This window comes from Methylobacterium sp. C25 (assembly GCF_021352225.1).
GTDB lineage: Bacteria > Pseudomonadota > Alphaproteobacteria > Rhizobiales > Beijerinckiaceae > Methylobacterium.
The window spans coordinates 1,232,021-1,255,174 of the sequence record NZ_JAAUVI010000001.1 but is presented as its reverse complement, the minus strand read 5'-3'; the positions used below and the strand labels follow the sequence as shown (position 1 = coordinate 1,255,174).

General features: G+C 67.5%; 16 protein-coding genes. 5 read left to right on the top strand and 11 right to left on the bottom strand.

Going from position 1 to position 23,154, the window contains the following annotated elements:
- Window position 1: 1 nt before the first annotated feature.
- Both HCU64_RS06030 and HCU64_RS06025 read right to left on the bottom strand, forming a co-directional pair.
- Entirely contained in the window at window positions 2-1,885 is a 1,884-nt protein-coding gene (locus tag HCU64_RS06030; RefSeq protein WP_233382950.1) for a potassium transporter Kup, read from the bottom strand.
- Window positions 1,886-2,103: 218 nt separating this feature from the next.
- Entirely contained in the window at window positions 2,104-2,373 is a 270-nt protein-coding gene (locus HCU64_RS06025; RefSeq protein ID WP_233382829.1) for a hypothetical protein, read from the bottom strand.
- Window positions 2,374-2,581: 208 nt separating this feature from the next.
- Here HCU64_RS06025 and HCU64_RS06020 point away from each other — a divergent pair, with 208 nt between their 5' ends.
- Complete coding sequence (locus HCU64_RS06020; protein WP_233382828.1) at window positions 2,582-4,903, top strand: Tex family protein; 2,322 nt, start codon at window positions 2,582-2,584, stop codon at window positions 4,901-4,903.
- A 245-nt stretch (window positions 4,904-5,148) separates the two neighbouring features.
- Here the strand turns inward: HCU64_RS06020 and HCU64_RS06015 are convergent, their stop codons facing one another.
- The 3 genes from HCU64_RS06015 to HCU64_RS06005 all read right to left on the bottom strand — a co-directional run bounded on the left by HCU64_RS06015 (window position 5,149) and on the right by HCU64_RS06005 (window position 11,036).
- Window positions 5,149-6,159 carry an alpha/beta fold hydrolase gene (locus HCU64_RS06015; RefSeq protein WP_233382827.1) on the bottom strand — a complete coding sequence of 337 codons (1,011 nt, stop codon included), beginning with the start codon at window positions 6,157-6,159 and terminating at the stop codon, window positions 5,149-5,151.
- Between the two features lie 134 nt (window positions 6,160-6,293).
- Window positions 6,294-9,767 (bottom strand): ATP-binding protein, encoded by a 3,474-nt coding sequence (locus tag HCU64_RS06010; protein WP_233382826.1) that lies wholly within the window; start codon window positions 9,765-9,767, stop codon window positions 6,294-6,296.
- Window positions 9,768-11,036 (bottom strand): metallophosphoesterase family protein, encoded by a 1,269-nt coding sequence (locus HCU64_RS06005; RefSeq protein WP_233382825.1) that lies wholly within the window; start codon window positions 11,034-11,036, stop codon window positions 9,768-9,770.
- A 170-nt stretch (window positions 11,037-11,206) separates the two neighbouring features.
- Between HCU64_RS06005 and HCU64_RS06000 the strand changes: the two genes are divergently transcribed.
- From HCU64_RS06000 to HCU64_RS05990, 3 genes are all read left to right on the top strand, one after another.
- Complete coding sequence (locus tag HCU64_RS06000) at window positions 11,207-11,614, top strand: GFA family protein (protein ID WP_233382824.1); 408 nt, start codon at window positions 11,207-11,209, stop codon at window positions 11,612-11,614.
- Window positions 11,615-11,639: 25 nt separating this feature from the next.
- The gene (locus tag HCU64_RS05995; protein ID WP_233382823.1) at window positions 11,640-12,419 is read left to right on the top strand and encodes a LamB/YcsF family protein; all 780 of its coding nucleotides are present in this window, start codon (window positions 11,640-11,642) and stop codon (window positions 12,417-12,419) included.
- Between the two features lie 194 nt (window positions 12,420-12,613).
- Window positions 12,614-14,632: an AI-2E family transporter gene (locus HCU64_RS05990; RefSeq protein ID WP_233382822.1), complete on the top strand. Its 2,019-nt coding sequence runs from the start codon at window positions 12,614-12,616 to the stop codon at window positions 14,630-14,632.
- Between the two features lie 137 nt (window positions 14,633-14,769).
- On the opposite strand, the gene HCU64_RS05985 is transcribed toward HCU64_RS05990, so the two are convergent.
- The 4 genes from HCU64_RS05985 to HCU64_RS05970 all read right to left on the bottom strand — a co-directional run bounded on the left by HCU64_RS05985 (window position 14,770) and on the right by HCU64_RS05970 (window position 20,321).
- The gene (locus tag HCU64_RS05985; protein WP_233382821.1) at window positions 14,770-16,332 is read right to left on the bottom strand and encodes an amidase; all 1,563 of its coding nucleotides are present in this window, start codon (window positions 16,330-16,332) and stop codon (window positions 14,770-14,772) included.
- Window positions 16,333-16,920: 588 nt separating this feature from the next.
- Window positions 16,921-18,411, bottom strand: coding sequence for an amino acid permease (locus tag HCU64_RS05980; protein ID WP_233382820.1), 1,491 nt, complete (start codon window positions 18,409-18,411; stop codon window positions 16,921-16,923).
- Window positions 18,412-18,531: 120 nt separating this feature from the next.
- Window positions 18,532-19,305 (bottom strand): DJ-1/PfpI family protein, encoded by a 774-nt coding sequence (locus HCU64_RS05975; RefSeq protein WP_233382819.1) that lies wholly within the window; start codon window positions 19,303-19,305, stop codon window positions 18,532-18,534.
- A gap of 20 nt (window positions 19,306-19,325) precedes the next feature.
- Window positions 19,326-20,321 (bottom strand): alpha/beta fold hydrolase, encoded by a 996-nt coding sequence (locus tag HCU64_RS05970; protein WP_233382818.1) that lies wholly within the window; start codon window positions 20,319-20,321, stop codon window positions 19,326-19,328.
- Between the two features lie 155 nt (window positions 20,322-20,476).
- Here HCU64_RS05970 and HCU64_RS05965 point away from each other — a divergent pair, with 155 nt between their 5' ends.
- Window positions 20,477-20,950 (top strand): Hsp20 family protein, encoded by a 474-nt coding sequence (locus HCU64_RS05965; protein ID WP_233382817.1) that lies wholly within the window; start codon window positions 20,477-20,479, stop codon window positions 20,948-20,950.
- A 111-nt stretch (window positions 20,951-21,061) separates the two neighbouring features.
- Here HCU64_RS05965 and HCU64_RS05960 read toward each other — a convergent pair whose 3' ends face one another.
- Window positions 21,062-21,361, bottom strand: a complete 300-nt coding sequence (locus tag HCU64_RS05960) for a hypothetical protein (protein WP_233382816.1) — start codon at window positions 21,359-21,361, stop codon at window positions 21,062-21,064.
- A gap of 134 nt (window positions 21,362-21,495) precedes the next feature.
- Complete coding sequence (locus tag HCU64_RS05955; protein ID WP_233382815.1) at window positions 21,496-22,779, bottom strand: outer membrane beta-barrel protein; 1,284 nt, start codon at window positions 22,777-22,779, stop codon at window positions 21,496-21,498.
- Window positions 22,780-23,154 lie beyond the last annotated feature (375 nt).

The following is a 23,154-nucleotide window of genomic DNA, read 5'->3' as shown; positions in this document are numbered from 1 at the left end:
ATCAGATCTCGATCTCGGTGCCGACTTCGACCACCTGGCGCGTCGGCAGGCCGAAATGCGCGCCGGTGCGCTCGGCATTGCGCTTCATGAAGGCGAAGACGCCCTCGCGCCAGGCGGCCATTCCGGGATGGGTCGGCGAGGGGATGACCGCCTCGTGGCCGACGAAATAGGTCAGGTCCTCGATGAATTCGGGCGGCAGCAGGCCGCTCGCCACGGCGCAGCGCAGGCCCTCGGGGATCGAGGCCGTCTGCATGAAGCCGTAGCGCAGGACCACGCGCTCCATGCCGCACGTATGATGCGAGATCGCCTTGCGGATGCCGGAAGCGACAAGGGTGACCTTCGCCCGCTCGCTGGCGGGGATGACCGGCTCTTCCTCGTAGATCACGGTGATCAGCAGGATGCGTTCGTGCAGGCAGCGGCTGCGGTCGACCAGCCGGCCGAGTGCCAGCGGGATGCCTTCCGCGCCCGCGGCCAGGAAGGCCGCGGTGCCCGGCAGCGTGACCGGAGGGTCCATTGCGAGTTTCGCTAGGAAACCCTCGACCGGCTCGCGGAGCGTCCTGCGCTGGGCCTCCAGCAGGCGGTTGCCGGTCAGCCAGGTCAGCATCAGGAAGGCCACGGTGAAGGCGAGCACCAGCGGAAACCAGCCGCCCTCGAACAGCTTCACGCTGTTGGCCGACAGGAAGATCAGGTCGACGACGAGGAAAGCGCCGTTCAGCGCGAAAACGGCGATGGGGTTGTAGCCCCATTTCAGCGCGACGAGCGCCGCAAGCAGGGTGGTGATCGCCATCAGCGCCGAAACGGCGATGCCGTAGGCGCCGGCCAGCGCATCGGACGAGCCGAAGATCAGCACCGCCGTGATCGTCGCGAGTGCCAGCAGCCAGTTCACCGCCGGCACGTAGATCTGGCCACGCTCGTCACGCGCCGTGTGGATCACGCGCAAGGGCGGCATGAAGCCGAGCTGGATCGCCTGTTGGGTCAACGAGAAGACGCCGGAGATCACCGCCTGGGAGGCGATCACGGCGGCCAGCGTCGCGAGGGCGAGCAGCGGGTAATGCGCCCAATCCGGTGCGAGGCGGTAGAACGGGTTTTCGATCGCGTCCGGCTCGACGATGAGCAGGGCGCCCTGCCCGAGGTAATGGATCACCAGGGCTGGAAGCACGAGGCCGAACCAGGCCTTGCGGATCGCCGAGGCGCCGAAATGGCCGAGATCGGCATACATCGCTTCGCCGCCCGTCACGGCGAGGAAGGCCGCGCCCATCATCGCGAAGCTGACGTGCCAGCCGGCATGGGTGACGAACTCGACGGCCTTGAGGGGATTGATCGCCGAGAGGATCTGCGGCGCATGCACGATGCCGCCGACGCCCATCAGGGCGAGCACCAGGAACCAGACCAGCATCACCGGCCCGAAGACCTGCCCGATCGTGGCGACGCCCTTGCGCTGGACGTAGAAGATACCGAGCAGGATCGCGAGGGTGATCGGCACCACGAAGCGCCCGAGTGCCGGCGCATCGACCTTGAGGCCTTCGATCGCCGAAAGCACAGAGATCGCAGGCGTGATCGCACCGTCGCCGTAGAGCAGTGCCGCGCCGACGAGACCGACGACGAGGAGCAGTCCTCGCCGCGTTCCCGCCTCAGCATGGCGCGCCCCGAGCAGAGCCAGCATCGCGACGATGCCGCCCTCGCCCCGGTTGTCGGCGCGCAGGATCAGCACTGCGTATTTCAGCGAGACGATGAGGATCAGCGACCAGAGGATCAGCGAGATCGCGCCGGTGGCGGCCAGCGGCACGGGCGCGCCTCCCGCGGTCGCGGCCCTCACCGCCTCCTTGAAGGCGTAGAGCGGGCTGGTGCCGATGTCGCCGTAGACGACACCGAGCGCCCCGAGCATCAGTGCCGGCCCCGCACTGTGGTGCACCGCCCCGGGCTTTCGCGCGACGGGAGGCGTATCGACGAGCGGCGCGGCGGTTTGGCTCAACGGACGGCTCCGATCACGGGCGCGACTCTCCCGGATGGAGGTATTCTAAACCACGGCTGCGTCCAGGCCCTCGCGCACGCTATCCCCTTCGGATCACGGGCTCGTGTCGCGCGCCGGCGGGTGGGCCATGATCAGGCCAATGCCGGTGACCGCTCGATCGGAGCCGCGTCGCGCGCTTCCGCCCCCGCGCCGTGCGGGCCGGCGAGCAGCCTGTCGGCGAGCATGCGGATCTCGTCGGGGAGCAGCGAGACGTGCTCCAGGCCGTACGCGGTCTCCAATGCCGGGCCGAGGGCGCGGACGAGGGGATGGCGCGGTCTTTCCTCCGGCGCGACACTGCGGTCGTTGCCGATCTGGATGAAGCCCGAGACGAAATCGATGGAGAAAGCCCGAGGGGCAGGCATGGGAGTCCGGACCGGGCACGCCCGCTCGGAAGTCCGCCGCGGCTCGTGCATCGGCACAAGCTGAACCATTGTGCTTGAACGGGGGCTGAAACCCGGCGCGCGACTCGGTTCAGCTTCGAATGCCTTGCAAGACGGGGCGTCGGCAACGCCGCCGCGGCCTGATAGGGAAACCGCCGGGCGCAGGCCCGTGACAACGCCGGAGGGACCCTTGAAGTCCGTGACCCTGCTGATCGCCGAGGAACTCGGAGTGAGGGAGGCGCAGGTGGCCGCCGCCGTCGAGTTGCTCGATGGCGGAGCAACCGTGCCGTTCATCGCCCGCTACCGGAAGGAAGCGACCGGCCTGCTGGACGACGCCCAGTTGCGCACGCTCGAGGAGAGGCTCGGCTATCTCCGCGAGTTGCAGGACCGCCGCAAGGCGATCCTCGACAGCATCCGATCCCAGGACAAGCTGACGCCGGACCTCGCCAGGGCGATCGAAGCGGCCGACACCAAGGCGCGGCTGGAAGACATCTATCTCCCCTACAAGCCCAAGCGCCGCACCAAGGCGCAGACCGCCCGCGAGGCCGGGCTCGGCCCGCTCGCCGAGGCGCTGCTCGCCAATCCGTCCCTCGACCCGAACACGGCGGCGCGGGCCTATGTCTCGCCCGCCAAGGGCGTGCCCGGCATCGAGGAGGCTCTGGAGGGCGCGAAGAACATCCTCACCGAGACGTTCTCCGAGGATGCCGATCTCGTCGGGCGCCTGCGCGAGGACTTCTGGCGAAGCGGCAACGCCGTCTCGAAGGTCCGCAAGGGCAAGCAGGAAGCCGGCGCCAAGTTCGCGGATTATTTCGACTGGAACGAGCGCCTGGAGCGGATGCCCTCGCACCGCATTCTCGCGCTGTTTCGCGGGGAGAAGGAGGAGATCCTCGACGTCGAGCTGGCTGCCGAGGGCGAGGATATGCCGGCAGGCCAGGCGGGTCCGTTCGAACTCGCGATCGGCAAGCGCCACGGCGTCTCGGACCGGGGTCGCCCCGGAGACCGCTGGCTGCTCGATACTGTCCGCTTCGCCTGGCGCACCAAGATCCGCACCGGGATCAAGACCGACCTGCGCACGCGCCTGTTCGAGAAGGCCGAGACCGAGGCCGTGAAAGTGTTCGCCGGCAACCTCAAGGACCTGTTGCTCGCCGCCCCCGCCGGCGGACGCGCTACGATGGGCCTCGACCCGGGCTACCGGAACGGCGTGAAGGTCGCCGTGGTCGACGGCACCGGCAAGGTTCTGGCGGTCGAGACCACCTATCCGCACGAACCACAGGGCCGATGGGCGGAGACGGTGCAGGCGCTCGGCCGGCTCTGCCAGCTACACAAGGTCGAGCTCATCGCCATCGGCAACGGTACCGCCTCGCGCGAGACCGACAAGCTCGCCACCGAGATCCTGGCCGCCCAGCCGGATCTCAAGATGTCGAAGGTGATGGTCTCCGAGGCCGGCGCCTCGGTCTATTCGGCCTCCGAGATCGCCAGCCGCGAATTGCCGGGGCTCGACGTCTCGCATCGCGGCGCGGTGTCGATCGCCCGGCGGCTGCAGGATCCCCTGGCCGAACTCGTGAAGATCGATCCGAAATCCATCGGCGTCGGCCAGTACCAGCACGACGTCGGCGAGGCGAAGCTCTCGAAGTCGCTCTCGGCCGTCGTCGAGGACGCGGTGAACGCCGTCGGCGTCGACGTGAACACGGCCTCGCCGTCTCTGCTCGCGCAGGTCTCTGGCCTCGGCACCACGGTCGCGGGCAAGATCGTGGCCCACCGTGATGCGAATGGCCCGTTTTCCACCCGGGCCGGGCTGAAGAAAGTCGCCGGGCTCGGCCCCAAGACCTTCGAGCTGGCTGCAGGCTTCCTGCGCATCCAGGGCGGCAAGGACCCGCTGGACAGCTCCGGCGTTCATCCGGAATCCTATCCCGTCGTGCGGCGCATTCTCGACGCCACGAAGAGCGACATCCGCGTCTTGATCGGCAACGAGACGGTGCTGAAGGGCCTGTCGCCCGCCACCTTTGCCGACGAGCGCTTCGGCATCCCGACGGTACGCGACATCATCGCCGAGTTGGAGAAGCCCGGCCGCGACCCGCGCCCTGCCTTCAAGACCGCGACCTTCCAGGAGGGCGTGGAAAAGATCACCGACCTGAAGCCGGGCATGCAGCTCGAAGGGGTGGTCACCAACGTCGCCGCCTTCGGTGCCTTCGTCGATATCGGCGTGCACCAGGACGGCCTCGTCCACATCTCGGCGATGGCCCGCAAGCGCATCGCCTCACCGGCCGAGGTGGTGAAGGCGGGCGACGTGGTGCGCGTGCTGGTCCTCTCCGTCGATCCCGGGCGCAAGCGCATCGGCCTCTCCATGCGCCTCGACGACCCGATCGACCGCGCGGCGCCGGCACCCGGTCAGCGGCCGGCCGCCCGGCCCGACGCGCGGCACATGGAGTCGAAACCGGCCCCCGGCGCGCAGCAAGGCGGGGCCCTCGCCGATGCCCTTCGGCGGGCGGCGGAGGCCAGCCGGCGCCGCTAGATCATGCTGCGTTTAGATTGAACCAATCAAAACGCAGAAAACATGATCGATTCAAAGAGTTAGAGCAGGCTTCAAGCGAAAAACCGTTTCCACTTTTTCGCAGCCTGCTCTAGCGCAAGGCCGGCGTGGCGCACGCGACATCGCTGAGCCGCAGCACGGGGCGGTCCCGCCAAACACCGAGACGGACCGGCCCGGCTCGCGCCGACCGATCCGTCTCGCTCCCGTCGGATGCGCCGTGGCGTCCGTCAGTTCTTCGCGGCGCCTACCGCCGGACGCTTGCCGACGTTCCGGTCGAGGAAGCCGCGGATCAGCGGCGCCATCTCGTCGAGCTTGTCCTCGAGGGCGAAGTGGCCGGTGTCGAGGAGGTGCAGTTCGGCGTTCGGAAGGTCGCGCAGGTAGGGATGTGCGCCCGCTTCCGGGAAGATCTTGTCGTTCTTACCCCAGACGATCAGCGTCGGCGGCTTGCGGTCGCGGAAGAAGGCCTGGAATTGCGGGTAGAGCGGTACGTTGGTGCCGTAATCGTGGAACAGATCGAGCTGGATGTCCTTGTTGCCGGGCCGGTCGAGCAGGGCCTGGTCGTGGACCCAGTTATCCGGGCTGATCCGCGAAACGTCCTTCACGCCGTCGGTGTACTGGAAGATCGTGGTCGGCAGCGTCACGAGGCCGGAGAGCGCCTCGCGGTTCTTGGCCGAGCCATCGGCCCAATAGGCCTTGATCGGGTTCCAGAAGTCGGTCAGGCCCTCCTCATAGGCGTTGCCGTTCTGGACGATCAGGCCGCTGACCCGCTCCGGATGCTTGAGGGCAAGCCGGTAGCCGACCGGGGCACCGTAATCCATCACGTAGAGGGCGTAGGACTTGGCGCCGATCTGGCCGAGCAGGCCGTCCACCAGGTCGGCGTAGTGGCCGAAGGTGTAGGCGAATGCGGTGTGATCCGGCGCGTCGCTCTGGCCGAAGCCCGGATAGTCCAGCGCGATGACACGGTAGCGGTCGGAGAGCGTCGGGATCAGGTTACGGAACATGTGCGAGGAAGTCGGGAAGCCGTGCAGCAGCAGCACGACGGGCCCGTCGGCCGGACCGGCCTCACGGTAAAACACCTTCACGCCGTCGACCGTCGCGGAGCGATAGTGGACGGTGGCCGGAACCTGCGCTCGGACCTGAGCAACGCTCGGGGGCTGTGCGGCTGGGGCAGCCAGTATCTGGGTGGCAATGCCGAAACCGGCGGTTGCCAGCAACAGCGGGAGCATGATCCGTTTCATCGAAAACCTCCATCGATCGAGCGCCGTGGGGTGCGGGTCGGCCTCTGAGAGGGAAGATGAAACTTTCGATTTGGAGTGTTAATCCGTTCAATCGTCAATAGACTGTTACGTTCGGTGGAACAGTCATGCCGGGGTCACGCACCCGGCAGGGCATGGACAGTCACCCCGAGACCGGCCTGCCGGGCGACATCACAAAGATGGCTGTGATGGGTGAGATAGATGACCTGCCCCACCCGAGCCATGCCTGCGAGCAGCCCGAAGGCCTCTTCGGCGCGGAAGTCGTCGAAGGTTTCCATGATGTCGTCGGCGATGAAAGGCAGCGGCGCCCGTGCCTGCACGAACTCGTGGTAACCGGCGACGCGTAGCGCCAGGTAGAGCTGGAAGCGCGTGCCCTTCGAGAGCTGGTCCGCCTCCTTCGAGCCGCCACCGGCCGAGAGGGCGATCAGGGTCTCGCCATCCTTGGCCGGCTGTGCGGCGAGGCCCGAATAGGCGCCGCGGCTGATGGTGCGGAAGGCCTCCGAGGCGCGGGTCATCATCGCGCTGCGGTGACGCTCGCGATAGACACGCAGGCCGTACTCGGTGGCGGCCGTGCCCGCCCGGAGCTGCAGGTAGCGCGCCGCCCCTTCCTCGATCTCAAGGAGCGTCGTGCGGCGGCGGCTCTCGATCTCGGCCACCTTGTCGTCGCCGCCGATGGCCTCGACCTTCGCGACCGCCTCGCTGCGTTGGGCGAAGGATTCCTGGCAGAGGCGGTCCTGGTCGTCGAGACGCTGCCGGAGTTGCGCGACCTCCGTGTCGAGTGCAGCCCGGTCGGCCGCATCGAGCCTCTGCTCGGCTTCGCCGATGCTGGTCAGGCGCAACGCGTCGAGGATCTCGCGCTCGGCCGCCTCGGCCTGCTCGCGCAGCTCGCTGCGACGGCCGACATCCGCGAGCCGCTGGCCGACCTCGGCGAGGGTCTCGACCGCGAACAGGGACGTCATCTCGGCCTTGCGACCGGCATGGATCGCCTGGGCCTCGTCGAGCCCCGCCTTGCGGGCGCCGGCCTCCTCGGCGGCCACGGTGAGCTTCTGACGGCGATCCCGCTCGGCGCTGGCCTCACGGATGCGCTCGCCGACGCGCCGTGCCAGATCGAGGGGGTCTGCGGTCTCTGCGAGGCCGAGTTCGCCAGCGATGCTAGCGCTTGCGGCGCGAAACGCCTCCTGGTCCTTCAGCATCGCCTCGATGCGGTAGGCGAGACCCGTCTTGTCCTTCACCGCCGGCGCCAGTTCCTCGATGGCTGCGAGCATCTCGCGCAAAGCGGGAAGGCCCGGCACCGTGCCACCCTCGCCGAACCAGCAGCCGGCGCAGGTTTCGGCCCAGGCCGCGTCCCATTCCGCCTCGCTCGCCTCGGCCTGCCCGACAGCGCCGCGGCGGGCGGCGAGGTCGCGCTCGCGCTCCTCGACATCCTTGCGCAGGCCTCGGAGCTCGGCTTCCCGGTCGAGGGCGTCCTGGGCGCTGGCGAGCAGCGCGGCGAAGTCCGCTCCTGACGCGGCTGGGAGACCGGCCGCGTCCAATGCGGCTCGCAAGCGTCGCTCGCCGTCCCGCTCACTGGCCAGGGCCTCGCGCAGGTCGGTCTCGGCGGCGATCAGCGCCTCGCGCGCGGCGAGTGCGTGGGTACGCCGGGTGAGCCATCCTTCGAGCTCTGCCGGTGTCGTGGCGGGATCGAAGGAGGGGGCGATACGAGCGACCGCAGCCGCGATCTCGCCTCGCAGCGCCCGCACCGCCGCGTCCGCCTTGGATTGCAGGGCCTCGGCGCGGCGCAGTTCGGCCTCGGCGACCGCCTGTGCCTGCGCGCGCTGCTGCAGGACGGCGAGATCGGCGACGTGGCCGAGCCGTGCGGAAGCCGCGAGGTCGTCCTGGCGGAGCAGGGCCTCGAATGCGTCGGCCGAGCCGGCCGTGAGGTCGTGCCGATGCGCGGCCCAGGCCTGTTCGCGGCGGGCACGCAGCGCCGCCGCTTCGCCGTCGTCGACGAGCCCCTTCACCGTCGCCATCGCCGCACGCTCGGCGTCGATCCGGCCGAGTTCGCCCGTCAGCCGCTCGACCTCGCCGGCCTGCCGCGCCAGCGTCGCCCGGCGCGCTTCCAGGTCTGATGCCCAGTCGCGGAGCGTCGCGGGCTCCGGGCATTGCAGGGCGAGCAGGTCGTCCGCATCGCCCTGCCATGGGGCGAGCAGGCGCAGCCGATCGGCGAGCCGCGCCCCTTCCGCGTCGCGGCCGCGCTCGGCCAGCCGGCGCCGGGCGGCGTGATCGGAGCCGCGCAGGGCCGAGAGGGCGGCGGCGAGACCGGTCATCGCGGAAGCGGGCGCGCCGGTTTCAACGGCATCGGATGCCGCGAGGCGGTCACGCGCCTCGGCGAGGCGGCTTTCGGCCTGCAGCCGCTCGGCGAGAGCCGCCGCCTTCGCCGCATCGAGCCCGGACCGGGTCTCGATCAGCTCGCGCAGGCGGCCGATGACGGAGGCGCCGAGCAGGAGACGGCCAGGCTCCGTCTCGGCCGGCCGTTCGAGACGGGCGAGAATGCCGGCAATGGCGAGATCGGCCGCCCGCGCCTGGGCGCGGCGCTCGGGCAGGTCGATCTCCGCCGTGGTGTGGCGCGCCCTCAAGGCATCGAGCCGGTCGAGGGCGTCGTGGTGTCTCAGCGCAACCTCATCGACGGTGATGGCGTCGATCTCGCCTTGCAGGCGTTGCACCTCGTCCTCGGCCGCGCGCAGCCTGACGCCGAGCTCGATCTCCTGCTTCTGCAGCGCCGGCAGCTCGGACGACCAGTCACCGCCCGGCTCCGGCAGATCGACCAACGGCGCCAAACGCTCGCGGATCGTGCGCAGGGCGGCCAGACGCGGCAAGGCGTTCAGCGAGCGCTGCGCTGCGTCGAGCCGGCCCTGCAGTTCCGAGCGCTGCTGGATCGCCGCATCGTATTGCGCGCTGGCCCGGTCGCGCGTCGCGATCAGCCGGGCGTAGTCCGAGGCGATCGTGTCGAAATCCTCGCGCTCGGCCTTCAGCGCCGCGAGACGGGCCTTGAGGTCGGCCAGCGCGCCGCCGCGGGCGCGGTACCGATAGAACGCGTCGGCCTCGGCGCGCAGGCCGAGCAGGTTGCGGCTGAGATCGGCCAGCCCCGCGCCGGCCGAGAACAGCAACTCGCCGAGGTCGCCCTTGCTGGCCAGAATGCTTTCGCCGCCCTTCTCCAGGGTCTCGTCGTCGAGCGAGAACATGGTGCGATAGGCCTCGCGGTCGATCCCGCCGAGATCGCGTTGGATCGTGCTCTCGGCGACCGGCCGGTCGTTGCCGTCGAGAAGGTCGTTCTGATTCTGCTTGAGGCGGACGAAGCTGCGGGGGCCGTCGGCGAAGTCGAGCGCACCGCCGACCCGCATCGTCGGGTAGGGGTGGAGGAAGTTGTAGGGGTTGGCCTTGCCCATCCCGAAGATCAGGTCGAGGAACGCCGCCAGCGTCGTCGATTTGCCGGCCTCGTTGGGGCCGTAGACGATGTGCAGGTCCGGCACGCCCTCGACCCGCTCGCCGAAGTCGATCGCGTGGTCCGTAAACTTGCCGTAGCGGGTGAGGTCGAGACGACGCAGACGCATCTAGCCCTGCTCGTCCAGCGCATGGAGACGGGCCAGCACCTCGTCGGTTCCCTCGCGGGCATGGCGAGCGAGGAGGGCCTCGAAACAGGCCTCGTCGGTGCCGAAGCTGTCGCGGCTTTCGGGAGGGAGCTGGCCCTTCAGCTCCTCGGCGATGAGGCCGAGCTCTCGGCGGAAGGCATCGGAGCCGAGCACCTCGTCGTCGATCAGGCGGCGCAGCTCATGCAGCGGGGTGGATGACGCGGTCGCGCCCTCCTCCATCGGCCGGCAGTCGATTTCGAGCTTCTCGACCCAGCAGGCGCCGACGAGGCCGGCGCGCGCCTCGGCTTCCGCCTTGAGCAAGTCCGCGTCACGGCGCATGCGCCAGGCGAGCGGTGTGGCACCCGTCAGCCTCAGCCGGGCCACGAGATGGCGGGAGGCCACGGCCGCCCGCGCCCGCTCCAGCGCGCGGCCGACGGCGCCGATCATCTCGCGCCACTCGTCGATGCCGGTGACGTCGACCAAAACACGCTCGAACTGCGCGATGCCGATGGCCCGCTCCTCGATGCGGATGGCGCGGTCGTCGCCGATCGTCACCAGGGTCACCGATTTGGCGCCCGCCTCGTTGATGTCGCGGCCCTGCGGCATGCCCGGCATCACGATGGTGCAGTCACCCTCGGTGACGGAGCGCCGATGGATGTGGCCAAGCGCCCAGTAGCGGAAGCCGGTGGCGCGCAGATCGGCGAGGCTGCAGGGCGCATAGGGATCGTGCCCGGCCGCCCCTGCGAGGCTGGTGTGGAGGATGCCGATATTCACCGCCCCCTCGACGGCAGGCCGATATTTGGCGAGCAGGCTCTCGGGCGCCTGCGACTGGGAAAAGCTCAGGCCATGGATCGCGACGGGAAAGTGGTCGCCGTCCCGGTCGATCGCGATCGTGTCGGCGCGTCCGCCGAACACCGTGACCGTCTCGGGAAACACCAGCTCCTTGGTGATCCTCGAGAGAGCGTCGTGGTTGCCGCGGATCACGAAGACGCGGATGCCGGCTTCGTGCAGCCGCCGGATCTGGTCGGCCAGGAAGCGGGCCGTTTTCATCGAGGTCTGCTCGCCGTCGTAGAGGTCGCCGGCGAGCAGCAGCGCGTCCACGCGCTCGTCGAGGCAGAGATTCACGATGGCCGTCAGCGCCTGCCGCGTCGCGTCGCCGATCAGGGCGGCGAGGTCGGGATTGCGCAGGGCGAGCGAACGCAGCGGGGAATCGAGATGGATGTCCGCCGCGTGGACAAAACGAAACGCCAAGGAACCGGAGACTCCGCACCGCCCGCCCGGTCTGGATGCCGGGCTCGTGCAGGTGCGATTATCTCCGATGGAGTCGGCCGGTTCAACGCGGGAGGGCAGCCGTCCACCGGCAGGAGCGGCATCGAAATCCGAAGCCGGGCGTCGTAGCCTCACGCGAGGAAGGATCGGACATGACCCGCATCACCGGCGGCTGTCTCTGCGGCAGCCTGCGCTACGAAGCCGAGGGCGAGCCCCAGTTCGCGGGCATCTGCTGCTGCGCGGATTGCCGGAAGGCCTCGGGCTCGGGCTTCATCCCGTTCATGGGTTTCGCGAGTGAGGCGCTGCGGTTCAGCGGCGCGACGGCGCAATTCCGGTCGCCCTGCTTCAGAGGTGGCGAAGCGCTGCGCAACTTCTGCCCGGCTTGCGGCGGCCTCGTCTTCGGCGGAGAGGCCGGCAAGGACATCTCGCACACGATCTATGCCGGCTCCCTGGACGACCCGTCGCTGTTTCGGCCGAGCATGGCGATCTTCACCCGGGACAAACCCGATTGGTTGCCTTTACCGCCGGACCTGATGGTGTTCGAGACGATGCCGGAGTGACGAACGTGCCGATGGAGAGACGAGCATGAGCCGCACCATCGATCTCAACGCCGATCTCGGTGAAGGTTTCGGCCCCTGGCGCATGGGCGACGACGCCGCCCTCCTCGACATCGTCACCTCGGCCAACATCGCCTGCGGCTTCCATGCCGGCGACCCGGACATCATGGTCGAGACCGCCCTGGCCGCGCAGCAACGCGGCGTCGCCATCGGCGCCCATCCCGGCTTCTTCGATATTCGCGGCTTCGGCCGAAATGCGATCCGGGAAAGTCCCAAACGGATCGAGCGGGACGTCGCCTATCAGGTCGGCGCGCTGCAGGCCTGTGCGGCCCTCGCCGGAACCCGCGTCACCTACGTCAAGGCGCATGGGGCGCTCGCCAACCTCTCCAACGCCGAGGACGCAGTCGCCGAGGCCATCGCGCGCGCGGTGGCGGGGGTCGATCGCGGCCTCGCCCTAGTGGTGATGCCCGGCCTGCCCGCCGAGCGCGCGGCTGAGCGCGCCGGCCTGCGTACGGTCCGCGAGGTCTATGCCGACCGCGCCTATGCCGAGGACGGCACCCTCGCGCCGCGTTCGGCGGAGGGCGCCGTTCTGCACGAGGCGCACGAGATCGCCGAGCGCGTGCGTTGTATGGTCGAAGACGGCGCGGTGACGACGCTCTCGGGCAAGCGCATCCCCGTCGGCATCGATACGATCTGCGTCCACGGCGACAATCCGGGGGCCGTTGAGGCGGCGCGTGCCGTGCGAGCGGGGCTCGAAGCTGCAGGGCTGGTATTGGCGCCCTTTGCCCCGCACCGAGCACAGCCCTGATACGCTGTCCGCTTGCCGTCATTGCGAACGAAGCGAAACAATCCAGAGCCACACCAGCACCGTCAGCCCGGTGGCCCAGGATTGCTGCGGTTTCGCCTCGCAATGACGGCGGAAAAAATCGGGATCGAATTCATAATCTCACAGTTTCTTGTGGCGCGCCGGTCTGGTGCGCCGAGTGAGAGAGTGTGCGGGGCATGACTACCGATCCGAGGGCCCAGGGTTTGATCGCCCCGCCGCGCGCCACGCGGGTTGCAGCCGCCGAGACACCGAAGGGCGCCATCGCCTCTCCGCTGATCGTGACCGCGATCATCGTCACCGGTCTCTATCTCGCCCGCGACATCCTGATCCCGATCGCCATCGCGGTGCTGCTCTCCTTCGTGATCGCGCCGCTGGTGAACCTGATCCGCCGATTGAGACTGGGGCGGCTGTTCTCCGTGCTGATCGCGGTGCTGATCGCTGCAGGCATCATCGGCGCGCTCTCGACGGTGATCGGCGTGCAGGTCGCCGACCTGGCCAAGGACGTGCCGCGCTACCAACACACGATCGAGCGCAAGATCGAGGGCCTGCGGCACGGGCCGCTCGGCACCGGCATGGACTACCTCACCAACATCAACCGGGCGATTCACGACGCCGGGAACGACGCGGACAAGCAGAAGAAGCCGGACACGTCGCAGACCAAGCCCGATCCCGCGCCGGCGCCCGTCATCGTCGAGATGAAGGATCGGCCGCCGAGCCCGTTCGAGCTCGCCAATACCGTGCTCTCGCCCGTGCTGGGGCCGCTCGCCACCGCCGGCATCGTGCTCGTGGTGCTGCTCTTCATCCTGATGCAGCGCGAGGACCTTCGCGATCGGCTGATCCGGCTCGCCGGATCGAGCGATCTTCATCGCACCACGGTGGCGATGGACGACGCCGCGCGCCGGCTCAGCCGCTACTTCATCGGCCAGCTCGCGCTCAATTCCGGCTTCGGCATCGTCATCGGCTTCGGCCTGTGGGCGATCGGCGTGCCGAACCCGGTGCTCTGGGGCATCTTCTCGGCGCTGATGCGCTTCGTGCCGTATATCGGCGCCTTCGCCTCGGCGGTGTTTCCCGTCGCAGTGGCCGCCGCGGTCGATCCGGGCTGGGGCATGGCCCTCGCCACGCTGGCGCTGTTCGGGGTGATCGAGCCAATCGTCGGTCAGATCATCGAGCCGCTGGTCTACGGGCACTCCACCGGACTTTCGCCCTTCGCGGTGCTGGTCTCGGCGCTGTTCTGGATCTGGCTGTGGGGTCCGGTCGGGCTGATCCTGTCGACGCCGCTCACGGTGTGCCTCGTCGTGCTCGGGCGGCACGTCGACTCGCTCGAATTCCTCGACGTGCTGTTCAGCGACCGGCCGGCACTGACGCCGGTCGAGAATTTCTATCAGCGCATGCTGGCCGACGACCCGGAGGAGGCACAGGAGCATGCCGACCTGATCCTGCGGCAATGCTCGCTCTCGGCCTACTATGACGAGGTCGTGCTGAAGGGGCTCGAACTCGCCTCGCGCGACGCCACGCGCGGCGTGCTGACCCTCGAGCAGAAGAGTGACATCCGCACCTCGATCAATGCGCTGATTGAGGATCTGGAATCGCGCCGGGACGAGCGGCCGGCCCGCCCCAAGGCCGCGCGGAGCCTCTTCGCGGGCAAGGCAGTGGCCGCGGAGAGCGCTTTCGATCCGTCGCCGGCCGTCGACGATCCGCCGGAGCACGGCGAATTGCCCGAGGCCTGGAGGCAGGAGGGCGCGGTGCTCTGCGTCTCCGGCCGCGGCTTCCTCGACGAGCCGGCCGCCGCGATCCTGGACCAGCTCCTGCGCAAGCACGGGCTCGGCACCCGGCTCGCCGCCTTCTCGGATCTGGCTCGCGCCAAGATCGACGAATTCGACGCCGGGCCGGTGCAGATGGTCGTGGTGATCTCGCTGGCGATCGGCGGCGAACCCGGCCATGTGCGCCGTCTCGTCACGCGGCTGCGCAGCAAGCTGCCCGGCAAGCGCATCGCCGTCGGCCTCTGGCAGATCGACGAGGATTCGCTCGAACAGGCCGGACGCCGCGAGATCGACGCCGACGAGCACGTCTCGTCGCTGCGCGATGCGGTCGAGGCGGTGCTGTCCAGCGCGGGCACGAAATCCGGCGCCGCAGCAGAGGAGGCCGAGAAGGCGGCGGCGATTCCGCCGAGGCAGGCCATGCCGACGCCGGCCTAGCCGTCGGAGTCAGCCGTGGCTCCCGTTCGAGCGGCCGCCAGCTCGTTCTCGGGCGAAGGCAGGGAAAAAGCTTTCGCCTGAGCGGCACCGGCGCGACGGCAGAACAACCCAACGTGGCTTCGCCACAGCGAAGACGCTCAGGCAGGGATGTTCTTGGCGAAGATCGGTGGGTGGCGCTTATGGAACTCCGTCGCCTGCTCGAAGGCGTACCCCATCTGCAGCAGCTGCCTTTCGTTGAAATGATCTCCAACGATCTGCAGCCCAATCGGCAAGCCGCTCGGATCAAAACCACAGGGCACGACGACGGATGGCAACGCGAGGTAGCTGAAGGGAATGGTGAACTGCCGACCTCGCCCGTAATCCTGTGCCGAAGCTTTGAGAAGTGGCGCAGTCGTCGGGAGTGCCGGAGTCAGCAGCCCGTCGACATGACCGAATACCTTCTTCACCTCCGCGATGTATGAAGGCCGTTCATTCATCGTGGTTTCGTAATCCTGGCGCGATACCTTAGCGCCAGCTTCGATATTCGCGGCGACGATCGGACCAAAAACGTCAGCCGCATTCGGCGTGTCGTGATATTTCTTCCCAAGAATTTGGTAGAATTCGTAGAGCAGAATATTCGTAAAGAGTTTATTGTAGTCGAGCCGCCCTTCAAGGGGACCGATCTCGATCTCGACAACGTTCGCTCCAAGCGACCTCAACGTGTCTGCTGACTTTGCGATGGCGTCCGCTACAGGCTTGTCGACATCCCTGTAAGTGTAATCCTTGATCGTCGCAAAGGTCTTGCCCTTCACGCCCGCATCGATGCCTACGGCATAAGACGTCCGACTCTGCGCCAAAGACGAGAATTTGTCCTTGGGATCGAAGCCTGCCATGGCATCCAACAAGAGACCAAGATCAAATACGTTACGTGCCAACGGTCCCGCGACGTCGAGACTATAGGCGCGCGGAAACAGGCCGTGTAAGCTGACGAGACCGTATGTCGGACGAATTCCGGCGATCCCGCACCAGCTCGCCGGGACACGGATCGATCCGCCGGTATCGCTGGATGTTCCGCCAAAGCCGATGCCCGCCGCGAGCGCCGCACCGTTGCCGCTCGATGATCCGCCCGGCGACCGATCCAGAGCCCAAGGATTATGGCAGTCGCCGAAATAGGCGTTTGTCCCCGAAACCCCGGCGGCAAATTCATTCATGTTGGTCTTGCCGAGGACGACCACTCCCGCCTCGAGCAGATTGTGAACGGAGGTCGCATCTTCCGTCGAATGTCGATCGACGAACGCCTTCGAACCGACCGTCGTCGCGGTCCCCGCCATCTCGTAAAGGTCCTTCACAAGGATAGGGATCCCGTGCAGCGGACCGCGATCCTTGCCATTCTTGATCTCGGCGTCACGTTCTGCCGCCGTCTTCAGCGCCTGATCCTTCATTTGCGAAATGAAAATATTCAGCTTCGGCTGATACAAGTCTATGTAGTGGTAGTAAGCTTTCGTCAGGTCGACACACGAGAGAGAGCCATCACGAATGCCCTTGCCGGCTTCGCGGATCGACATCGGCATGGCCGTATCCGCTGTCGCAGCAGAGGCCTCTCGAGGAACGACCGTCGCGGCCATTGCTGAAGCGCCGAGTACGGCCGTTCGGTCGAGGAAAGCTCGTCGCGTCAGCTCGTCCGCGAGGGTTGTGACATTATCTGCACCAAAGCTTGCCATGGAGCGTTTCCCTCGCGATCGTTTCTATGAGTTCTGCTTTTTCGATTGAATCACACTACAGTTTTGGGGATGGGCGCGCGGCGACTGAGATGAAACATGCAGCCTCCCGGCAGAGGTGATCCGTTCGGGCCTCCGGTGTGCTCAGGTCTCGGCGCCGGCGTCTGTGCAGATAACCAATGGCTTCGATGGCCGATTCCAAGAGCCTAGCGATGGCTGCAACTCACGGACAATAACTTCCGTGCATATGGCTCATTCGATTTTTTGATGTCGAACATTCCGCTTTTCGAGATGGCGGCGCGAACTAAGCGGCTGTCCTGGGTCGGACCCGTCTCGGCAGATGTCATCAAGCGTTGGATTGCGACCGTTAACCCAGCATGCCGGTGGCCTTGCCGACTTCGACCAGCGGCTGGAAGGCATCGTTCTTCACCGGCACGAACGTGGTGCGGCCGAAGGGCTCGAGCAGCTGAAGGTCGGTCTTGCCGAGGGTGGCGACCGGAAAGTCGGCCGAGGTCTCCAGGCGGCAGCATCGCCGATGCGAGACGAGAGACCGGCCCCTGACAGCGTCGTGACAGGAGCCGGTGAGCGCGCTCAGATCGCCGTCGTCGCGTTGCTGCCCTCCTCGCGGCCGATGCGGCTGTTGCGGCGGCTCCAGCCGAAATAGATCAGCAGGCCGATCGCCAGCCAGATCACCAGCCGCAGCCAGGTCTCGCCGTCGAGCGAGACCATCATAGCGAAGCACGACAGCACGCCGAGGATCGGCACCAGCGGCACCAGCGGCGTGCGGTAGGCGCGCTCGGCATCGGGCTGCGTGCGGCGCAGGATGACCACGCCGATGCAGACCAGGATGAAGGCGAGCAGCGTGCCGATCGAGGTCATGTGGCCGAGTTGCGAGATCGGCAGGAAGCCCCCGAGCGCGCTGGTGAACACCATGAAGAACATGTTCGAGCGGTAGGGCGTCTTCCACTTCGGGTGGATCGCCGCGAAGAAGCCCGGCAGCAGCCGGTCCTGGGCCATGGTGTAGAAGACGCGGCTCTGGCCGAGCAGCAGCACCAGGATCACGGTCGAGAAGCCGCAGATCACGCCGAAGGTGACGAGGCCGCGCAGCCACGGGAACGGCGTCTGGGCGATGGCGGTGTTCACCGGGGCGGCGTCGCCCTTCATCGCGTCGTAGTGGACGAGGCCGGTCAGAACGCCCGCGAAGGCGATGTAGAGGATCGTGCAGATGAACAGCGATCCGAGGATGCCGATCATCATGTTGCGCTGGGGGTTCTTGGCCTCCTGCGCCGCGGTCGAGACCGCATCGAACCCGACATAGGCGAAGAACACGACGCCGGCCGCGCGCATCACGCCGCTCCAGCCATACTCGCCGAAGGTGCCCGTGTTCGGGGGCAGGAAGGGCTGGTAGTTCTGGGCCTTGATGTAGAACAGGCCGACGCCGATCACGGTCAGCACCACGGCGACCTTGACCAGCACGATCACTGCGTTGACGCGGGCCGATTCCCGGATGCCGATCATCAGCAGGGCCGAGGCCGCGACGATGATGAAGATCGCGGGAAGGTTCACCAGGCCGTGGGCCATGCTGCCGTCGGCGAGCTGGTAGGTCTCGAAGGGCGAACTCACCAGCGAGCCCGGCAGGTTGATGCCGAGCGTGTCCTTCAGGAAGCGCGTCACGTAACGCGACCAGCTCACCGAGACGGTGGCCGCGCCGACCGCGTATTCGAGCACGAGGTCCCAGCCGATGATCCAGGCGACGAACTCGCCCATGGTCGCGTAGCTGTAGGTGTAGGCCGAGCCCGCCACCGGGATCATGCCGGCGAGCTCCGAGTAGCACATGCCGGCAAAGGCGCAGCCGATGGCCGCAATGGCGAAGGAGATCACCACGGCCGGGCCGGCATGCTCGGCCGCCGCGATGCCGGTGAGAGAGAACAGGCCGGCGCCGATCACCGCGCCGATGCCGAGGCCGATCAGGCTCCAGGGGCCCAGCGTCCGCTGCAGGGAATGCTCGCCGCCCTCCGCATCGGCGTTGAGCCGCTCCAGCGTTTTGATGCGGAAAAGATCACCCGCGAGGCCTGACGCCATGTCCGCTCCATCCCGTTTTTGATCGTTGGTGGTGATTGAGCGTCGAAAACGCTGTAGTTGCAAGGGCCTCACGAAGATTCGAACTCCGTGGAGGAGACGGCGCCCGAGAAAAGCCGCTCCTCAGCGGGGCGCCGAGGCTGCTTTCACCGAACCTTCGACGAGGTCGTTCAGGATCTCTCCAGCAGACCGAGCAACATCGGGGCCAGCCTCCGCCGGAGTGCCGGCCCGGAATGGCGGCTGCGGGGCATATTCGGCGACGAGCTGGGCCGTCCGGGCATAGGCCTCGCCCTTGAGCCGGGCCGCGAGCGCGATGGCGAAGTCGAGCCCGGCCGAGATCCCCGCGGCGGTGACGCGGTTGCGGTCGAACACCACGCGCTCGTCGACGGGCGTCGCACCGAGCAAGGGCAGCACGCGGTCTCGCACGCACCAATGCGAGGTGGCGCGATAGCCGTCGAGCAGGCCGGCCGCGCCGAGAATCAGGGAGCCGGTGCAGACGCTCGTGATCCACGAGGCGGCCGCGGCGCGCTCGCGCAGGAAGGCCAGTGTCTCGGCATCGCGCATCTGCGCCGGTGTGCCGTCACCGCCCGGCACGAACAGCACCGTGACCGCGCGCGGACAACCCGCGAAATCGTGCGTCGCCACGACGGAGAGGCCCGTGTCGCTCTCCACCGGTCCGGCCCGCTTCGCGACGAGATGGAGCCCGCCATCGGCGAGCCCGGCCAGCAATTCCTGCGGCCCGACGACGTCGAGCGCGGTCATGCCGGGATAGAGCAGCATGGCGAGGGAGAGGCCCTTCGCCGATGCGCCCGCAGGCGCGGGCGCGGCGAGCGCCAGGGCCGGACGCGGAAGCAGGGCCGCGGCAAGTGCGGCTTTGGCAAAATCGCGCCGCTTCATCGCTCCTCCCCGCGCCCGATTCAGGCCTGCTCCCGCTGCCGCTCCCTGCGGGAGGACACGCCGCTATCCGCCCCGGCATGGCCGGGAATGAACGCGTCGAAGGCCGCCCAGAAATCCGCGCGGATCGCGTCACTTTCGGTGAGGATCTCGTGGCGGGCGCCCGGCAGCACGATGAGGTGACCGGCGCGCAGTCGTCCCGCGAAGCGCTCGGTCGCCGGCAAGGCGCAGACCGGATCGGCCCCGGCGCCGACGATGAGCACCGGGATCTCGATCCGCGGAGGCACGCGCGGATCGCGCAGGCGCTGCATCGCGCGGAAGGCGGAGGCGAGCCAGGCGATGGTCGGGTCGCCCACCGCCCCGGCACCGACCTCGTTGGCGGCGGCCGCATTGCGGGCGTAGCGGACGGGATCGCCGGAGAGCCGGTTGCCGGCGAACGGCTTCGTCGCGATCGAAACCGAGCTGCCGAATGGGATGTAGGCCTTGCCGAGGCCGAGCCGCTGCAGGAAGCGCGAGAGCAGCGAGGCGCCGAGGGGATATTTCACCATCCGGATCCCGAGCATCGGCGCAACCGTCACGAGCCGCTCGAAGGGCAGCCAGCCCTCCAGCGCCCCGGTGAAGGCGACGGCGCCGCCCATGGAATGGGCGAGGCCGTAATGCGGCTCGGGGGTCGAGGGCACTAGCACGGTCTCGGCGATGGCCGTCAGATCGAGCCGATAATCATCGAACCGCGCCACATGGCCCTTGTGGGCATCACGCACCTGCCGCGAGGAATCGCCCTGGCCGCGCCAGTCGAAGGCGACGACATGGAAGCCGCGCCGCCGCAGCTCGCCGATCGGCTCGTAGTATTTCTCGATGAACTCTGCCCGGCCCTGCATCAGGCAGACGGTGCCCTTCTCGGTGCGGCTGACCGGACGCCAATAGGCGGCACGCAGGGTCTGTCCGTCGGCGGTCCGCACGGGCACCAAGGTCGCTCCGGGCGGGACCGGGTTTCCCGGCGTGGACTTCAGCGTCAGCATCGTCGGATGGGGCCTCGCGAAAGCGCCTGAGGATGTCTTGAAGGCGCGAAAAACCGTTCCGATATCAATCCTGCGCCGGCCGATCCGGCGGCGCGACGGTCCGGCCCTCGGGCGGACCGGAACACTCTACATGTTGCTCATCGAGAGGATATGTCATGCGTCATTACGATCTCGCCCCGCTCTATCGCTCGACCGTCGGCTTCGACCGGCTCTTCGCCGCCCTCGACGGTTTCGTCAGCGCCGAGCAGGCCCCCACCTATCCGCCCTACAATATCGAGCGCACCAGCGAGAACGCCTACCGCGTCACCGTCGCGGTGGCCGGCTTTACCGAGTCCGAGCTTTCGATCGAGACCAGGGAAAGCACGCTGACCATCAAGGGCGAGCGCAAGCCCGTCGAGGGCAGCAAGGCGGAGGTTCTCCATCAGGGGATCGCCGCGCGCGCCTTCGAGCGCCGTTTCCAGCTCGCCGACCACGTCCAGGTGACCGGTGCCTCGCTGGAGCATGGCCTGCTCCACGTCGAGCTCGTGCGCGAGGTTCCCGAGGCGAAGAAGCCCCGCCGAATCCAGATCGCGGGCAGTGCGCCTGCGAGCCAGCCGACCATTGAAGGCTCGGTACAGCAGGCGGCGTAAGGCCGTCGTCGGGCGCCTCGGCCCCATTGGCCGAGGCGTTTTCGTGAATGGGCGATTCCCCGTCATGGCTTCGCCTTCGGCTCGCAATGACGGAGATGGCGACCTCGACGGTCAAAAATCCCCGAAGCGGTCGCCACGGCCCGGCTCGTAACAGGTGTAGCCGACGAGACATTGCGGCGTGTCGCGGGCCGGCACGAAGGCACGCTTCCCGATCTCGGTGGGCTCGCAGAAACTCCTGTCGCGCACGAAGCGATCGTAGGTCTGACCTCCGGTGCCGAGCACCACGCCGCCTTGCCGGAGCACGACGTCGCGGGCCTGGGCGCAGGTCATCTGCGTGGTCGAGGGCCGCGCGGACACCGCCGACGCAAGGGCCGCCAGCATCAGAGCGGACAGGGCCGTGGTGCGGATCATGACAAGGGGCTCGCCTGCTCCGGCGCCCGTCATGCGCCATACCCGGACAAGTCCGCAGCCGCCCCTTGGCTCCGCCTCCAACGAAAAAAGCCCCGGATCGCTCCGGGGCTTTGTCTCGATCGGGTGTCGACGGATCAGAAGGTGAAGCCCGTCTCGATCAGGTAGCGGTCCTGGCCCGACTTGTTGCCGAAGCGGCCGAAGCCGAGGCCGAGCACGCCGCCGCCTGCGAAGGCGGTGCCGCGCTGGAAGCTGGCGAGATCGACGTGAGCGTACTCGCCGCGGAGGAAGTAGCGACCGTAGGTGAAGGTCGGGGTGATCGTGTACGAGAAGGCCTCGCTGCCCGGACCGTAGAGCACGTTGGTGCGGCCGAACGGATCGTTACGGTTGCCGCTCTGCGTGATGTACTCGAAGCGGCCGCCGAGCGAGAAGTTGTCGGTGAAGTTGTAGGCGGCCAGGATCGACGCACCGAAGGTCTCGGCGCCGATCAGGCCGAGCCCGGCATTGGAATCGACGGCGGTGTACTGGATGTACGGCGTCACGGTCCACGGACCGTTGGCGTAGGTGTAGTTCGCGCTGACGATGCTGCTGTTCTGGAGTGCCAGCGGCGTCGCGAACTGGAAGCCGAAGCCACGGGTGGCCGAGTTGAAGTTGTTGAAGTGCGTGCCGCCGTTGACGCCGATCGTGTTCGAATCGTCCAGCTTGTAGGTGATCGCGCCGGTGACCCAGTTCAGCTCACCCGAGTAGAAGCCGTCCGTAACGGCGACCGAAGCGCTGAGCGGGCCGCTCGAATAGTTCACCTGGGCGCCCTGGTTGATGATGTTCTCCTGGCCGAAGAGCAGGCCGCGGGAGATGTTGATGTTCTGGAAGGTGAACGGCAGCTCCGAACCGATGTTCGTGAACATGCGGCCGCCCTGGACCGACCATTCCTCGTTGATCTGGTACTTGCCGTAGGCCGCCGGGACCGGTCCGAACAGCAGGCTGTTCTGATCCCACGACTGATACACTGGCAGGCCGAGGCCCGGAATCGAATAGAGGCCGGCAGCGACGAAGAACTGGAACGGACCGTCAGCCTTCTGGATCCACAGCATCGCGTTGCTGAAGTCGAGACGCGAGGTGCGCTCCGGATCGGTGCCGGGGGTCGGGGCCGCATAGGCGAACTGCGCCGACTGGAAGCTGTAGGCGTAGCCCGACAGCGCGCCACCGAGATACAGGTCGCCGATCGGCGAGGCCCAGCAGTTGTTGTCGGTCGGGGCCTTGATGGTGGGGCCATAGCTCGGCGTGGAGAGCGCGGCCTTGCAATGCTCCTCGACAATGACCGGGGGAGCGGCCTTGGCGGGGAGATCAGCGGCGAAAGCGTTACCGGCGGCGAGAAGTGCGATCGTCGCCGCGGACGCCCGCAGCATGAGTTTGGAAGACATCGGTCGAGCCCCTTGTTTCTTGTATGGTCAAGGTTGCAGGACTGGCCCGTGCACCGCAAAATCAAGTTTGAGGCAATTGCCTATTTCGTAGGCAAATCCGCGTCGGTTGATTTCGTTGACACAGCGTGTTGCGGAGTTGCCACAATTCTATTGGCCACCCGCGACCCGCCACAAAGCTTTCGCGTCGGCTTTTCTTCATGAATTTTTCACGATCGACGGTCTTCCCCCGCGGTAGAGCGGGTTTTTGGAACAATCCGAATCACGCGATCCAGCCGCATCCTCGCGACACCTGAGCCCGAAACAGAAAGACCCCGGCGCAGGGCGCCGGGGTCTTCCATGTCGAGCCAGTTATCTTGATGGGATCGAATGTATCCT

Excerpts from the sequence above, each read along its gene's own strand:
- HCU64_RS06030 (WP_233382950.1), bottom strand. The coding sequence starts at position 1,885 with ATGCTCGGGGCGCTCGGTGTCGTCTACGGCGACATCGGCACCAGCCCG.
- HCU64_RS06025 (WP_233382829.1), bottom strand. The coding sequence starts at position 2,373 with ATGCCTGCCCCTCGGGCTTTCTCCATCGATTTCGTCTCGGGCTTCATC.
- HCU64_RS06015 (WP_233382827.1), bottom strand. The coding sequence starts at position 6,159 with ATGAAACGGATCATGCTCCCGCTGTTGCTGGCAACCGCCGGTTTCGGC.
- HCU64_RS06010 (WP_233382826.1), bottom strand. The coding sequence starts at position 9,767 with ATGCGTCTGCGTCGTCTCGACCTCACCCGCTACGGCAAGTTTACGGAC.
- HCU64_RS06000 (WP_233382824.1), top strand. The coding sequence starts at position 11,207 with ATGACCCGCATCACCGGCGGCTGTCTCTGCGGCAGCCTGCGCTACGAA.
- HCU64_RS05995 (WP_233382823.1), top strand. The coding sequence starts at position 11,640 with ATGAGCCGCACCATCGATCTCAACGCCGATCTCGGTGAAGGTTTCGGC.
- HCU64_RS05990 (WP_233382822.1), top strand. The coding sequence starts at position 12,614 with ATGACTACCGATCCGAGGGCCCAGGGTTTGATCGCCCCGCCGCGCGCC.
- HCU64_RS05985 (WP_233382821.1), bottom strand. The coding sequence starts at position 16,332 with ATGGCAAGCTTTGGTGCAGATAATGTCACAACCCTCGCGGACGAGCTG.
- HCU64_RS05980 (WP_233382820.1), bottom strand. The coding sequence starts at position 18,411 with ATGGCGTCAGGCCTCGCGGGTGATCTTTTCCGCATCAAAACGCTGGAG.
- HCU64_RS05975 (WP_233382819.1), bottom strand. The coding sequence starts at position 19,305 with ATGAAGCGGCGCGATTTTGCCAAAGCCGCACTTGCCGCGGCCCTGCTT.
- HCU64_RS05970 (WP_233382818.1), bottom strand. The coding sequence starts at position 20,321 with ATGCTGACGCTGAAGTCCACGCCGGGAAACCCGGTCCCGCCCGGAGCG.
- HCU64_RS05965 (WP_233382817.1), top strand. The coding sequence starts at position 20,477 with ATGCGTCATTACGATCTCGCCCCGCTCTATCGCTCGACCGTCGGCTTC.
- HCU64_RS05960 (WP_233382816.1), bottom strand. The coding sequence starts at position 21,361 with ATGATCCGCACCACGGCCCTGTCCGCTCTGATGCTGGCGGCCCTTGCG.
- HCU64_RS05955 (WP_233382815.1), bottom strand. The coding sequence starts at position 22,779 with ATGTCTTCCAAACTCATGCTGCGGGCGTCCGCGGCGACGATCGCACTT.